This window comes from Alistipes sp. UBA6068, from assembly GCF_949428155.1.
GTDB lineage: Bacteria > Bacteroidota > Bacteroidia > Bacteroidales > Rikenellaceae > Alistipes > Alistipes muris.
The window spans coordinates 148466-162572 of record NZ_CASQFS010000002.1; the positions used below are offsets into that span (position 1 = coordinate 148466).

Annotated in this window: 11 protein-coding genes; 3 read left to right on the plus strand and 8 right to left on the minus strand. The window is 62.9% G+C overall.

Features of this window, described 5'->3' with window-relative positions:
• Positions 1-102 precede the first annotated feature (102 nt).
• Entirely contained in the window at positions 103-1074 is a 972-nt protein-coding gene (locus tag QVG21_RS02095) for a polyprenyl synthetase family protein (protein WP_287921698.1), read from the minus strand.
• A 179-nt stretch (positions 1075-1253) separates the two neighbouring features.
• Between QVG21_RS02095 and QVG21_RS02100 the strand changes: the two genes are divergently transcribed.
• Together QVG21_RS02100 and QVG21_RS02105 are read left to right on the plus strand one after the other, a co-directional pair.
• Positions 1254-2258: an ROK family protein gene (locus tag QVG21_RS02100; RefSeq protein WP_287921701.1), complete on the plus strand. Its 1005-nt coding sequence runs from the start codon at positions 1254-1256 to the stop codon at positions 2256-2258.
• A gap of 214 nt (positions 2259-2472) precedes the next feature.
• The gene (locus QVG21_RS02105) at positions 2473-4032 is read left to right on the plus strand and encodes a pectinesterase family protein (protein WP_287921703.1); all 1560 of its coding nucleotides are present in this window, start codon (positions 2473-2475) and stop codon (positions 4030-4032) included.
• Positions 4033-4124: 92 nt separating this feature from the next.
• Here QVG21_RS02105 and QVG21_RS02110 read toward each other — a convergent pair whose 3' ends face one another.
• The 7 genes from QVG21_RS02110 to QVG21_RS02140 all read right to left on the minus strand — a co-directional run bounded on the left by QVG21_RS02110 (position 4125) and on the right by QVG21_RS02140 (position 11780).
• On the minus strand, positions 4125-4460 hold the full coding sequence (locus tag QVG21_RS02110) for a PAS domain-containing protein (protein ID WP_251214785.1): 336 nt from the start codon (positions 4458-4460) through the stop codon (positions 4125-4127).
• Positions 4457-5986 carry a hydrogenase large subunit gene (locus QVG21_RS02115; RefSeq protein ID WP_287921707.1) on the minus strand — a complete coding sequence of 510 codons (1530 nt, stop codon included), beginning with the start codon at positions 5984-5986 and terminating at the stop codon, positions 4457-4459. Before QVG21_RS02115 ends, QVG21_RS02110 begins: the two co-directional genes overlap by 4 nt.
• On the minus strand, positions 5983-7392 hold the full coding sequence (locus QVG21_RS02120; RefSeq protein WP_287921710.1) for a complex I subunit 5 family protein: 1410 nt from the start codon (positions 7390-7392) through the stop codon (positions 5983-5985). Before QVG21_RS02120 ends, QVG21_RS02115 begins: the two co-directional genes overlap by 4 nt.
• A gap of 4 nt (positions 7393-7396) precedes the next feature.
• Positions 7397-8026 carry a hypothetical protein gene (locus QVG21_RS02125; RefSeq protein ID WP_251214782.1) on the minus strand — a complete coding sequence of 210 codons (630 nt, stop codon included), beginning with the start codon at positions 8024-8026 and terminating at the stop codon, positions 7397-7399.
• Positions 8023-8937, minus strand: a complete 915-nt coding sequence (locus tag QVG21_RS02130) for a respiratory chain complex I subunit 1 family protein (RefSeq protein ID WP_287921713.1) — start codon at positions 8935-8937, stop codon at positions 8023-8025. Before QVG21_RS02130 ends, QVG21_RS02125 begins: the two co-directional genes overlap by 4 nt.
• Positions 8938-8939: 2 nt before the next feature.
• The gene (locus QVG21_RS02135) at positions 8940-10928 is read right to left on the minus strand and encodes a proton-conducting transporter transmembrane domain-containing protein (protein WP_287921715.1); all 1989 of its coding nucleotides are present in this window, start codon (positions 10926-10928) and stop codon (positions 8940-8942) included.
• 126 nt (positions 10929-11054) lie between these two features.
• Entirely contained in the window at positions 11055-11780 is a 726-nt protein-coding gene (locus QVG21_RS02140; RefSeq protein WP_287921718.1) for a 16S rRNA (uracil(1498)-N(3))-methyltransferase, read from the minus strand.
• 107 nt (positions 11781-11887) lie between these two features.
• On the opposite strand from QVG21_RS02140, the gene QVG21_RS02145 reads away from it, so the two are divergent.
• Positions 11888-14032, plus strand: coding sequence for a M3 family metallopeptidase (locus QVG21_RS02145; RefSeq protein WP_287921720.1), 2145 nt, complete (start codon positions 11888-11890; stop codon positions 14030-14032).
• Positions 14033-14107: the final 75 nt, after the last annotated feature.

Below are 14107 nucleotides of genomic sequence, written 5' to 3' on the forward strand. Positions count from 1 at the left end.
GTGGAATTCACAATTCAGAATTCATGATTTAGCGGGACGGACTTTGCTAAAACGTTTTAATTGCAGGCTTCCGATTGTGAATTATGAATTTTTAATTATGAATTATTTGTTTCTGCCCATCAGTCCGGCGGCGAATTCGCGCAGGGGCGCGGTGCGGGCCGGGTCGGCCGAAAGGGTCTCCAGCTGGGCCAGCGCCCGCTCGAAACGCAGTTCGATTTGCTGTTCGGTCAGATGGGGCACGTCGAGCCGGTCGTAGATGGCTTTCACGGCGGCGATTTTCCGCTCGGCCGGCATCTTGCTGTCGTCCAGCAGGTTGCGCAGCTCGTTGCGCGTGGCTTCGTCGGCGCGGCTCATGGCCGTGACCATCAGATAGGTTTTCTTGCCCTCCAGGATGTCGCCGCCGATGGCCTTGCCCAGGCGTTCGTCGCCGTAGCTGTCCAGCAGGTCGTCCTGCAGCTGGAACGCGAGTCCCAGCTCGATGGCGAAACGCCGGAGCTTGCGGCAGTCGTTCTCCGAAGCGCCGCCCAGCAGGGCCCCGATGAGCACCGACCCGGCGAGCAGGGCGGAGGTCTTCAGTTCGATCATGTGCATGTATTCGACGACCGAAACTTTCTGCTTCTTCTCGAAATCCATGTCGTACTGCTGTCCCTCGCATACTTCGAGCGCCATGTCGTCGAACGTGGCAAGCACCTGCGGGAGCTTGTCGGCGGGCAGTCCGCACAGCAGCCGGTAGGCGTAGATCAGCATGGCGTCGCCCGAGAGGATGGCCACGTTCTGCCCCCACCTGGCGAAGACCGAGGGCTTGCCGCGGCGGATGGCGGCGTTGTCCATGATGTCGTCGTGCAGCAGGGTGAAGTTGTGGAACACCTCGACGGCCCCTGCGGCCGGGAGGGCCTGCTGGACGTTGTCGGCGAAAACGGCGTGCGCCAGCAGCACCAGCATGGGGCGCAGGCGCTTGCCCCCGCCGGAGAGCGAATAGGCGATGGGGGCGTAGAGAAGTTCCGGTTCGGCGGGAAACTCGGTTTGCGCCAGGTAATTCTCGATAAGGGTTTGCAGCTGCTCGTTCGTGTACATGTTTCCGTAGGTTCATTTACATGCAGGTTTTCTCGCCTCGGCAAAGCCCGCCAGCGGTCTCTGCCCTCGGCTTATCGAAAACGTTCATAATCGGCTCCAAAAATAGCGAAAAAGTTTGAAGTTCCCGAATTTTTGCTTACCTTTGAAATAGCAAATCCAAACACAACCTTATCTTTCCCATGAAAAAACTGGCTATCGGAATCGACATCGGGGGCATCAACACGGCTTTCGGACTTGTCGACGAGCAGGGCGACCTCTACGCCGAATCGGTCATTTCAACTAAAAAATACCCTTATTTCGACGACTATCCCGCCTACGTGCGCGACCTCTGCGAAGCGATGCGGGCGCTGGCCGACAGCCTGTCGTTCGAATATGAGCTCACGGGTATCGGCATCGGAGCCCCCAACGCCAACTACCACCGCGGCACGATCGAGAATCCGGCCAACCTGTGGAAGTTCCGCGAGGGCGAGAAGAACCCCGACGAGAGCCGCCGCGTGTTCCCGCTGGTCGACGATATTGCCAAGTGCTTCAACGGGGTGCGCACGCTGATGACCAACGATGCGAACGCCGCGACTATCGGCGAGATGGTCTACGGCAACGCCCGGGGCATGCGCGATTTCGTCATGATTACGCTCGGCACGGGTCTGGGGTCGGGGTTCGTCTCCAACGGCGAGATGATTTACGGCCACGACGGTTTTGCCGGAGAGTTCGGCCATGTGTGCGTCGAGCGCAACGGCCGTCAGTGCGGCTGCGGGCGCCGCGGCTGTCTGGAAGCCTACGTGTCGGCCACGGGTATCAAGCGCACGGTTTTCGAGCTCATGGCTACGATGAGCGAGCCGAGCAAGCTGCGCGACATCGCGTTCACCGACCTCGACGCTTCGATGATTTCGGTGGCGGCCGAGCAGGGCGATGCCGTGGCCAAGGAGGCGTTCCGCTACACGGGCGAAATGCTGGGCCGGGCGCTGGCCGACGTGGTGACCATCACTTCGCCCGAAGCGATTTTCCTGTTCGGCGGTCTGTCGAAAGCGGGCAAGCTGATTTTCGAGCCTACGCAGTGGTACATGGAGGAGAATATGATGTTCACCTTCAAGAACAAGGTCAAACTGCTCCCGAGCGGCATTCAGAGCAAGAACGCCGCCATCCTCGGCGCTTCGGCGCTGATTTGGCAGGAGCTGGTGAAATAAAAGGCTGGATTTCCGGTCGGGGCGGGGCGCGCAGGGCGTCCCGCCCTTTTTGGTTGGAGACGGAACCGATACGGCGGGTAATTGACGGGCCGTGCGGAGAAAAAATCCCTGCCTTTTAATAATTTGTCCAAGTCGGGAGAGCGGGCCGGGTTTAATTTTGTAAACCGATAACCGAAACCCATATCGGACAACCTAATTCAATACTTATTTAACCATGAAACGTTTCAAACTTCTGACCTTGCTTTTGTCGTTGTTCGTCGGTGCGGGCGCAGTCTCGTGCGCCGATAAGGACGACCCTGCTACCCCCCCCCTCACGGAACCCGGCGATTTGGGCCCGTGTACGGTCTCCCCGGTAGGTGCGGGGGCGTTCAAGGACGCTTATCTGACGCTCGAATTCGAGGCTGCCCCGACGCTGGGCACGAGCGGTGAAATCCGGATTTTCCGGGCCGACGACGATACGGAGGTTGACCGCATCGATATGGCGGAAGTGGCCAAGGGGCACGAACGGATGGAGAAAAACCAAATCATCAATACGATGCACGACGTGATAGGTCCCAAGGGGCTGAAGCGCTACCGCATCGTCAACTACGAACCTGTGACGCTCGACGGCAACACCGTGACGATTCGTCCCCACTACGACGTGTTGGAGTACGGCACGGAGTACTATGTGACCATCGACAAGGGCGCGCTGACGGCCGAGGGATTCGCCGGAATCGCGGCCAAGGAATGGAGCTTCTCGACCAAGGCCAAGCCGCGGGGCGCCGTGGTTACCGTGGGCGCTGAGAATGCCGATTTCCGCACGGTGCAGGCCGCGCTCGACTACGGCTACGGGCTGGGCAAGGATGCGGCGCTCGAAATCCGGATTCTGCCGGGCCAATACGAGGAACAGCTGTTCATGCGCTATAACAACAACATCACGCTCAAGGGTATGGGCGCCGGACCCGATGACGTGCGGATTTTCTATTACAACGGCGACGACCTCAACGGCGGTGTCGGCGGTTCGACCAGCGTGGCGGGCAACGATGCCGACAAGCCCAAGGTCGGCGACGCGATAGGCTACGCCGGAGGCCGCGGGGTGATGCTCGTGGAATCGTGCGACAACCTGCGCTTCGAGAATCTGACGCTCGAAAACACCCGCGGCGCCGGTGCGCAGGCCGAAGCGCTCTACAACAACGACAACAGCGGCGACTGCGGGCTGGTGGCCGTGAACTGCAAGTTCCTGGGCTATCAGGACACGCTCAATCTGAAAGGTTACTGCTGGTTCTACAACTGCTTGGTGGCGGGCGACGTCGACTTCATCTGGGGCGGTGCCACGGCGGCCCTGTTCGAGCAATGCGAAATCCGGGTGATGAACAGCGGTGCCTACATTGTCAACGCGCGTGTCAACCAGGCAAACGGTTACCGCAAAGGATTCGTCTTCCTGGGCTGCCGGCTGACCAAGGACGCCGGAGTGGGCGCGGGTTCCTCGTGGCTGGCGCGTCACGGCGAGGACAAGAGCAACGACAATGTGACGTTCGTCGACTGCAAGATGGACGACCATATTGCCAAGGAGGGCTGGTACAAGAACGACGAACTGAAGTTCACGCCGTTGCCCATGACGGCCGAGCACGGACTGAAGGAGTACGGCACAACGACGCTCAGCGGCGGTGCCTACGACCTGACGTCGCGTCTGTCGTGTGCCTACGCACTGACGGCCGAAGATGTGGAGAGCCACTACAAGGACCGCGCGACGGTGCTGAGCGGCTACACCAAGAAAGCCCAGTGGACGGAGTAACGAAGAGTGCCCAATAGCAAGAGCGGGGAATAATCGGCCGATTATTCCCCGCTTTCATTGTCATTCTGAGCGGAGCGAAGAATCTTTCGGAATCATTCCCGAACGTAGTGCGGCATCGGGTCGGGAAGCTCCATCGAATACTCCACCAATCCGCCCACGACACCGTTCTGACGCCAAGCGGTCTGGTAGATCAGCTTGCGCACGCCGCGCTTCTGGATGGTGTAGACGTTGCGGCCGCCCTCGTCCAGAAGCCGGCGGATGATGGCCTGCGACCGTTCGTTGTGGCAGGGGATGAGCGAGCGGCCCTGCACATCGCCGTTGACCTCGCGCGAACGCCGGTTCTGATAGAGGACGACGCCTTCGGTGTCGCACACGGTGACGGCGCAGTCGAGCTCGTCGTTCCAACGGCTGAAATCCGGGGTTGTCATAGGTCGTGACCGCAGTAGGAGAGGTTGAAACTCTTGTTGCAGATGGGGAAATCGGAAATCCCCTCGCCGCGCACGGCCAGCGCGAGGGCCAGCCAGTTGTGGAGGCTCGGGTCCTTGATGCGGACGGCGGCGATGCGCCCCTCGGGGTCGGTGACGGCGACGTGGCAGGTCTCGCCGCGCCAGCCCTCGACCAGCCCGAACGAAAGCGACGACGGGGCCAGCGCGGCGGTGTAGTCGGGAGCCGGGCAGGGGGTGGGCCCTGCGGCGTATTTCTGTTCGTAGAGTTCCAGCAGGCGGTCGATGTAGCCGGCCGACTGGGCCGCTTCGCGGCAGCGCTCCGTCAGGCGGGCCATGACGTCGCCTTGCTGCTGGACGATGCTCCGGTGGTGCAGGCACTTGGCGAACGAAGCCCACGGGTGGGAGGTGCGGATGTCGCGCGCGAGGCCGCTGGCGCGGGCGGCCTGGCCCACGCCGCCGATGCGCTGCATCTCCTCGCGCGGCACGATGCCGCACTGCTCGAACCGCGCCAAAAGGGTGGGCGACGACTCGATGTCGCGGCACACCTCGGCGTAGCGGCGGGCGATTTCGCCGACGTTGCGGCGAATCATGCGGGCTTTTTCGGGGGTGAGCGGGTGGTCGGTGCCGTGGGGCCGGACGAGCCCTTTGCCGAACCGGTTGCCGCACCACGCCTGCGTGGTGTTGATGGTGAGGGTGCGCAGCGCTTCGCAGGCCACCTGCCCCAGCTGGTAGCCGACGTCCATCGAAAGGGCGCCCGTGTCGGCAATTTGCATGGCCATGCGTTCGAGTTCGAGGGCTACGGTGCGTTCGCGCTCCAGCTCGGCGGGCCGCTCGCGCTTGGTGAGCTTTTCGACGGCCTCGGCGAAAGCGGTGGCGTGTGCTACGGCGCTGTCGCCCGCGACCGTCTCGGCCAGGCACATCCGGCGCAGGAGGTTGTCGGTGTGCTCGAACAGATGTTCGACGCCGCGGTGCTGGTAGCCCAAGGCGATTTCGAGGTGGAGCACCTGCTCGCCGTTGCAGATGAAGCGGAACGCTCCGGGCTCGATGATGCCCGCGTGGATAGGCCCGACGTTGACTTCGTGGAGCGAACCGCCCTTCATGGTGTAGAACGGATAGTTGTCCATCGAACTGCTGCGGTCGAAGCGGTCGAACGGAAAACGCAGCGGCTTGGGCCACGGCATGCTGTCGAACCGCACGCCGTAGCGCTCGGCGATGTCGCGCTCGAAGGGATGGAGCGCCGGGTGCAGGGCCGTGAGCGACGGCAATGCCGTTTCGTCGTGATACCCCATCGCGTGCGAAGCGAGGAGCACCTGTCCCGTGTTGTCATCGAGCAGCAGGCAGAAGAAACGCAGCCGGTCGCCGGACGGCAGGGCAAAATAATGGGCCACGTGGTAGCGCACGTCGGCGAGTTTGGCGGCCAGGTCGTTATAAAAGTCGGCATAGCTCACCTCGGGAATCTTGCCGAGGGCTGCGGCCGGAGCGGTGTTGTCGGTTATAAGCCAGTTCATAGGAGGGCGATTTGGTCGATGAGCGTGCGCAGTGCTTCGGGCTGCCAGAGCCCCAGCACCACGGCAGCCAGCAGCAGCAGGAGAGCCGACCACGAAAGGGCCTTGTCGGCCTTGGAGGGGTGCAGCTCGTCCTGGTTGGGCTGGTAGCAGAGCCGCAGCATGCGCAGGCAGAACGAATAGATGACGATACAAAGGAGCAGCAGCATGCACCCCACGAGCCACCATTTGCCGGCGGCGATGCTTTCGCGCAGAATCATCAGCTCCGAGATGAAGAGCGGCGAGGGCGGAAAGGCCATCACGACGACCATGCCGACGAGCAGCCCGACGGCCCCGACGCGGTTGATGCGGATGTAGTCGCCGATGCGGTTGATGCGGTAGCCGTTGTAGACCTGTCGCACGACCCCCATCTGGAGGAAAAGACTGCTCTTGACGAAGGTGTGGCAGACTACATGGAACACGGCGGCCCAGACCCCGGCGCCGCCGATGCCCAGTCCGATGGCGGCGATGCCCATGTTCTCGACCGTGGAGTAGGAGAGGAAGCGCTTGTAGTTGTTGGTGCGGCGCAGGAACAGGGCCCCGATGGCGAGCGACAGGACGCCCACCAACAGCAGCACGGACTTCGCCCACCCGAAGACTTCGGTTCCGGCCAACAGGCGGTAGACGCGCAGGATGGCCAGGAAGCCGGCGTTGACGAGCCCGGTCGAAATCAGCGCGGCGGCGGGAGCCGGAGCGGCGAAATTGGCGTCGACGCCCACGGTGTAGAGCGGGAAAAACTCCATCTTGCAGCTGTAACCGCAGAGGATGAGCAGGAACGCGATTTTGAGGTAGAGCGGATTGCCCTGCGCGGCGACGGCGGCGACCGCCCCGTAGGAGAGCGACTCGCACTTGGTGGCGGCGGCCAGCAGCAGGATGCCGAGGTAGGCCATGGCGATGCCCGTGGAGCAGACGAAGACGTATTTCCAGGCCGCTTCGAGCGTCTGCGCCGTGCGGCGGTGGTAGATGATGCCTGCCGAACAGAGGGTGGTGGCTTCGAGGAAAATCCAGGTCACGGCCATGTTGGCGGCGAAGTAAGCGCCAGCGATGGCCACGGTGAGCAGCATCACGAGGGCGAAGTAGGTGCGGGTCTGCCGCAGGTCGCACTCGGAGAGGTAAGTCTCGGAATGGTGGAAGACCCAGAACGAAACGACGACGAGCAACAGGTAGAACAACGACCCTGCGGCGTCGAACGCGAAGAGCGTCCCGACCGCCGAACCGTAACCTCCGGCGGCGAAGAGCCACGCGGCGAAAGCGGCCTGGACGAGGTAGAAGACGAGCCCTGCGAAGTGGACGGCGCGGCGGCTGCGGGCTGCCAGCGCCGAAGCGGCGGCGAGCCCCGAAAGCAGAAACGTGAGTATGGGAATGGTCATGGCGTCAGTCTTTTACGTGGGTGAGGGCGTCGGCGTCGTCGGCGTGGATCTTGCCGTCGATCTTGGTGAAGAAGACCCCTAACATGAGCACCGACATGAGGATGTCGAGCAGGATGGCGATGCCGATAAGGAACGGCATTTCGACCCCGATGGCCGTGGAAAAGAGGAACACGCCGTTCTCGATGACGAGGAACCCGACCAGATGCGAGAAGAGCCGCTGCCGCAGGACGATGAGAATCAACCCGCTCAGCAGGGCGTAGAGCGCCACGCCGAAGAAGACGAGGTCGACGGTCGAATCGGCGATGTAATAGGTCACCGATGCGCTGACGACGAGCGCCGCGAGCGAGAGCAGCAGGGCGTGGAACTGCGAGGTGCCCGACGTGCGGACGCGGTTGATTTTGGTTTTGCGGATGATGCGGAACAAGATGGCCGGGACGACTATGGCCTTGAAAATCAAGGTTTCCAGGGCTATGAACCCGAGCTCGGCGGGCGCGATGGTGTGCAGCCGCAGCAGGGCGATGGCGAACAGCAGCCACCCTTGCAGCATCATGATGGACGCGAAGTTGCGGAACCGCTCGGTGATGGAGAGGTAGACGAGCGAAACGACGTAGAGGATTACGAGCGGGAGAATCATGCCAGTCCGATGTTGAGTTGCAGCAGGTAGGCCGTGAAGAAAGCCAGCGCGGCCAGCGCTGCGACGGTGAGTATGAAAGTGGTGTTGCGGACGAGTTTGTTGCGCGCCTGCGTCGATTCGACCACGCCGACCGAAACCCCGGTCAGCAGGAGAGCCAGCGGAGCGGCGACCCACCAGCGCAGGCAGAACGCCGCGGCGAGCGTGTCGGCGGCCAGGAGCGAGAAGAGGGCCGTTTTGAGCCAGCCGGCCATCTTGATCATCGCCAGGTCGACGCCGCAGTAGTCCAGACACATGACCTCGTGGATCATGGTCAGTTCGAGGTGGGTGCGCGGGTCGTCGACGGGCACGCGGCCGCTCTCGGTGAAGACGATTTTGACGAGGACGTAGGCCGTGAGCAGCAGGACGATGACGAACTGCGCGCCGGGCATGACGGCGGGGTCGAAGATGCGGGCGAATGACGTGCAGCCCGTCAGGAGGGCGAGCGTACCGCCTGCAAGCATCAGCGCGGGCTCGACCAACGCGCCGTAGAGCGCTTCGCGGCTGGCGCCCATGCCCTCGAACGCACTGCCCGTGTCCATGGCGGCGAGAATCAGGGCGAAGCGCCCGAGGGCGAGCGTGTAGGCCATGCAGACGAGGTCGCCCTCGAACGCGAGCTGGGGCCGGAGGTCGCCGACGGGAATCGTCAGCGCGGCGACGATGGCCGCCCCCAGGTAGACCGACGGCGCGGTGCGGAACAGCGCGGTAGTCGTGGACGAATAGACGGCCCCCTTGCGCAGATGCAGGCGCAGGTCGTAGAGGTGCTGCATGAAACGGATGCCGCGGCGGCCTGCGAGCCGGGCCCGGATGCGGTTGATAAGGCCCGGCGTGGCGAGCGCGACCGCCAAGAGCAGAAAAGTATTGAGCAAGGTCATGGTCAGAGCAGATGAAGAACGGACAAGAGGAATACCAACACGAGGAACGCCAGCGCGAAGAGGATATAGCTGTTGATTTTACCCGTGCGCAGACGCATGGCGCGCTGGTTCAGCAGCCGCAGGGCTTCGACCCACCAGGCGGCGAAAAGCCGGTCGATGCGGTCCTTGCGGCGGATGTCGTAGCGGTGGGCGGAGGGGAAAATCTCGCTTTTGGCCACGGCGTCGCCCTCGCCTTTCTGCTGGGTGAGCGACGGAACGATGGATTGCAGTCCCTCGGAAAAGGATTCGCCCGTGTACTGCATCCGCACGTTGGGCGAAGTGAAGCCGCAGCCCCAGGTAGGCCCCTGCGCGACGGTCCGGCTGCGCAGGGTGCGGGCGCGGAGCCATGCCAGCAGGCCGATGACCCCGACGAGCAGCCACGCCGTGCGGCCTACGGCCGAGAGGACGGGCGAGAGGAGAAAATCGGAGACGGCGGGCGGGGCGGCGAGGAAGAACCCGGCGGCACGGCCGACGATACCCACGGCGGTCGCGGGGAAGAAACCCACGAAAAGGATGCCTGCGAGCGGCAGGGCCATGGCGGCGATGCGGAAGCTGTCGGCCTCGGCGGCTTCGGCCACCTCGTGGGTGCGGGGCGACCCGAGAAAGACGGTGCCGTAGAGCTTGGTGAAGGCGAGCACGACGATGCCGCCGATAAGGGCCAGCGCGACCACTCCGGCCACTGATGCGAGGACGCTGCCGCCTGCGGCGATGCCCTTGAACAGCCCGAGGTAAATCAACAGCTCGGAGACGAATCCGTTGAGGGGCGGCAGGGCGCAGATGGCGGCGGCGCCGACCAGAAAGAGCAGGGCCGTGAGGGGCATGTGCTTGGCGAGCCCGCCCAGCGCGTCGAGCGAAGTGGTGTGGGTCTGCGTCAGCACGTTGCCCGCGCCGAAGAACAGCAGCGACTTGAAGAACGAGTGGTTGAGGGTGTGGAGCAGCGCTCCGGCCATGCCGCAGAGGGCGACGGAGGGGTGACCCGACGCCTTGCCGAGGAGCGCGACGCCCGCACCGATGAGGATGACGCCGACGTTCTCGATGGACGAATAGGCCAGCAGGCGCTTGACATCGTTCTGCGAAGCGGCGAGGATGACGCCCCACAGCCCGGTGGCGATACCGGCGACGAGGACGATCACTCCCGCGGTGTGGAGCGCGGCAGAGGTATCGAGAGCGGCCACGACGCGCAGAATGCCATAGACCCCCGTTTTTATCATGACGCCCGACATCAGCGCCGAGACGTGCGACGGAGCGGCAGGGTGCGCTTCGGGCAGCCAGACGTGCATGGGGAAAAGCCCGGCCTTCATGCCGAACCCGGCGAGGAAGGCCACAAAGAGCGGCAGAAACCGATGTTCGGCGAAGTAGGGAACCAGCGCGGCGAACGAAGCAGACCCGGTGGCGGCGTGGAGCCGGACGAACCCGACGACGAGCAGCACGAACCCGATGTGCATCATGATGAGGTAGGACAAGGCCGCGCGCCGGACCTCGCGCCGCTCGGCGTCGAAAAGAATCAGGATGAACGAAGCGACGGTCATCAACTCCCAGAAGAAGAGGAACGAATAGCCGCCGTCGGAAGCCACGACGCCCAACATGGAGAGCGACATGACGGTCAGAGCGGTATAGTGGAGCGAGACGTGGGCCGGGGACTTGCGGTCGAGGGCGTGGCTCAGATAACCGCGCGAATAGAGCACGGCGGCCACGGCGCCGACAGCGATGAGGAGCACGAAGAACGCCGACAGGGGGTCGAGCGACCCGCTGTCGCGCCCCAGCACCAAGCTGTCGAATGCCCAGAGCGGCCGGGGCTCACCGCCGGCCAACACGCCCACGGCGCAGGCCGAGAGCGCGACGGCTCCGGCAGCGGTGAAAGCCAGCGCCGTCCAGACCTTGGTCCGGAGCGGGGCGGCGCAGATGGCCGCCGCGATGCCTGCGAGGGCGAAAAGGGTGTAGAGGAAGAACATCTGTTGCGAGGTGAAAGTTTGTTATTCAATGCATAATTCAGAATTCACAATTCATAATTGCTGCTCGTCTTTTCAAATATGGCAGAGAAAGCGTCCGGTTGAAATCATTCAATTGTGAATTCTTAATTATGAATTGTGAATTGTATTGACCACCGACGCCATGACCACGGCCGTGAGGGCGGCGGTTTCGGTGCGCAGGCGCTGGGTGCCGAGGGTGATCTCCTCGAACCCGCAGGCTATTGCGGCGTCGATTTCGCGGGGCGAGAAATCGCCCTCGGGACCGATGAGCACCAAGGCCGCTTCGCCGGGATGCAGCGCCGCGGGCAGATATTGTTTGCCTGCTTCGCTGCGAGCCTGGTCGCAGTGGGCGATGAACCTGCGCCCCTCGAACGGCGCTTCAAGCACCTCCCGCAGGGGTGCGAGGGGCCGGAGCTCGGGCCGGAACGCCTTGAGCGACTGCTTGATGGCCGCCGTGATGACCTTTTCGCCCCGCTGCGGCCGGAAGACCCGCCGCTCGCTGTGGTCGGTTTCGAGCGGCACGATGGCCGTGACCCCCACCTCGGTGGCCTTTTCGAGGAACCACTCGAAGCGGTCGGCGTTCTTGGTCGGCGCGACGCCCATGACGAGCCGGTAGGGCAGGGGCTCGAAATCGTGCACCGTTTCGACCGCCTCGACCGTGCAGCGGCGCGGGTCGGCGCTGACGATGCGGCAGCGGTAGAGCGTACCCCGCCCGTCGGTCAGGTGGAGAGAGTCGCCCTCGGCGAGCCGCAGCACCCGCACGCAATGGCGCGACTCCTCCTCGCCGAGCGTGTGGAGGGGCGGAACGAAATCGGGATCGTAAAAAAGTTGCATGGCTCTGTCGGATTTCGTATATTTGGCACGCATAACCGCGCGCGGCCGCAAAGGTATACATTATATAGGTAATAAGGAACGAAAAAACGCATAAAACTTCCGACCCGATGAAACGCATGCTCTTCTTCACATTCATCCTGCTTATGTCCGCATCGTGCAACACGCAAAACAAGACGGCGGAGAATCCCTTTTTCTCCGCCTGGGAGACGCCCTACGGCGTACCGCCTTTCGACAAGATCCGGCCCGAGCACTTCATGCCCGCTTTCGAGCGTGCGATGTCGCTGCACGACGCCGAAATCGACGCCATCGTCTCGAACCACGACGAACCGACGTTCGAGAACGTAATCGCGGCCTACGACCGTTCGGGGCGGATGCTCGAACAGGTGGGGCTGGTGTTCGGCATGCTGTGCGAGGCCGAGAGCAGCGAACAGCTGCGCGCGCTGCAAGAGCAGGCGATGCCGCTGCTGACGGCCCACGACGACAAGATAGGGATGAACGAACGGCTTTTCGCCAAGGTCAAGGCGGTCTACGACCGCCGTGCCGAATTCGGGCTGGGAGCCGACGAAACCCGCCTGCTGGAAGAGACCTACCGCGCGTTCGTCCGCTCGGGCGCGCTGCTCGGCGAGGAAGAGAAAGCGCGGCTCAAGGCCATCAACGAAGACCTGGCCCTCGTGTCGGTGAAGTTCAGCGCCAACCTGCTGGCCGAGAACAACAAGTTCGTGCTTGAACTCACGGCCGAAGACCTCGAAGGGATTCCGAACAACGCCCGCGAACTGGCGCGCGACAAGGCGCAGGAACTGGGCCGCGGCGGCAAGTACGTCTTCACGCTCCACAAACCCAGCCTGATTCCGCTGCTGACCTACTCGAAGCGCCGCGACCTGCGCGAACAGGCCTACAAAGCCTATCTGAACCGCGGCAGCAACGGCGATGAACACGACAACAACCAACTTATCAACGACTTCATCCGCCTGCGGACCGAAAAGGCGCACCTGCTGGGCTATCCCTCCTATGCGGCCTATGTGACCGACGGGGAGATGGCCGGGACCCCGGCGGCGGTCTACGCACTGCTCGACGAGATATGGACCCCGGCGCTGAAAAAGGCCCGGGAGGAACTGGCCGAAATGGAGACCCTGTTCAAGGCCGATTATCCCGGGGAGACGTTCGCTTCGTGGGACTGGTGGTACTATGCTGAGAAACTGCGCAAGAAAAACTATGCGCTCGACGAGGAGATGCTGACCCCCTATTTCTCGCTGGCGAACGTGCAGACGGGCGTCTTCTTTCTGGCCAACAGGCTCTACGGAATCACGTTCCGCCCCATCGCCGTGCCGGTCTATCATCCGGAGGTGACGGCCTACGAAGTGCTCGATGCCGACGAATCGCACCTCGGAGTGCTCTATTTCGACTACTTTCCCCGCGAGGGCAAGAGCCAGGGCGCGTGGTGCGGCAACTATGTGGAACAGAGCTACGACGACGAGGGCAAGCGCATCGCGCCCGTGGTCTCCATCGTGGCAAACTTCACCCGCCCGACGCGCAACACCCCGGCCCTGCTGACGATGGACGAAGCGGCGACCCTTTTCCACGAATTCGGCCATGCGCTGCACTTCCTGTTCCACGACGTGAAGTACCGCGGGCTGACCGAAGTGGAGGGCGATTTCGTGGAACTGCCCTCGCAGGTGATGGAAAACTGGGCTTTCGAGCCCGAGATGCTGCGCCACTATGCCGTACACTACCGCAGCGACGAAGTGATGCCGCAGCACCTGGTCGAGAAGATGCGCCGCAGCTCGCTTTTCAACCAAGGGTTCCAGACGACCGAGCTGATTGCCGCGTCGCTCTCGGACATGGACATCCATTCGGTCGAGGAGTACGAGCCGTTCGACGCGGCGGAATTCGAGCGCCGGGCGCTCAACGAAAAGCGCGGGCTGATTCCGCAAATCGAACCCCGCTACCGCTATCCCTACTTCAGCCACATCTTCGACGGCGGCTACTCGGCGGGCTATTATTTCTATACGTGGGCCGAGGTGCTGGACAAGGATGCGTTCGAGGCCTTCCGCGAGAGCGGCGACCTGTTCGACAAGCAGACCGCCGCACGCTTCCGCCGCCTGCTGTCGCGCGGCGGCTCGGAAGACGGCATGACCCTCTACCGTACGTTCCGCGGCAAGGACCCCGACAAGACGGCGATGCTCGTGGCCCGCGGTTTGATGGAACGGCCCCGTCCTGCGGCCGATTCGCTGGCGGTACCGACTTTGCAATGAAAAATGAAAAATTAAGAATTAAAAATCATTCTTGTACACAACAAAGGTTTCCTCTGTCATTCTGAACTTCCTCTG

Coding starts and splice junctions, on each gene's coding strand:
- QVG21_RS02095 (WP_287921698.1), bottom strand. CDS start 1,074: ATGTACACGAACGAGCAGCTGCAAACCCTTATCGAGAATTACCTGGCG.
- QVG21_RS02100 (WP_287921701.1), top strand. CDS start 1,254: ATGAAAAAACTGGCTATCGGAATCGACATCGGGGGCATCAACACGGCT.
- QVG21_RS02105 (WP_287921703.1), top strand. CDS start 2,473: ATGAAACGTTTCAAACTTCTGACCTTGCTTTTGTCGTTGTTCGTCGGT.
- QVG21_RS02110 (WP_251214785.1), bottom strand. CDS start 4,460: ATGACAACCCCGGATTTCAGCCGTTGGAACGACGAGCTCGACTGCGCC.
- QVG21_RS02115 (WP_287921707.1), bottom strand. CDS start 5,986: ATGAACTGGCTTATAACCGACAACACCGCTCCGGCCGCAGCCCTCGGC.
- QVG21_RS02120 (WP_287921710.1), bottom strand. CDS start 7,392: ATGACCATTCCCATACTCACGTTTCTGCTTTCGGGGCTCGCCGCCGCT.
- QVG21_RS02125 (WP_251214782.1), bottom strand. CDS start 8,026: ATGATTCTCCCGCTCGTAATCCTCTACGTCGTTTCGCTCGTCTACCTC.
- QVG21_RS02130 (WP_287921713.1), bottom strand. CDS start 8,937: ATGACCTTGCTCAATACTTTTCTGCTCTTGGCGGTCGCGCTCGCCACG.
- QVG21_RS02135 (WP_287921715.1), bottom strand. CDS start 10,928: ATGTTCTTCCTCTACACCCTTTTCGCCCTCGCAGGCATCGCGGCGGCC.
- QVG21_RS02140 (WP_287921718.1), bottom strand. CDS start 11,780: ATGCAACTTTTTTACGATCCCGATTTCGTTCCGCCCCTCCACACGCTC.
- QVG21_RS02145 (WP_287921720.1), top strand. CDS start 11,888: ATGAAACGCATGCTCTTCTTCACATTCATCCTGCTTATGTCCGCATCG.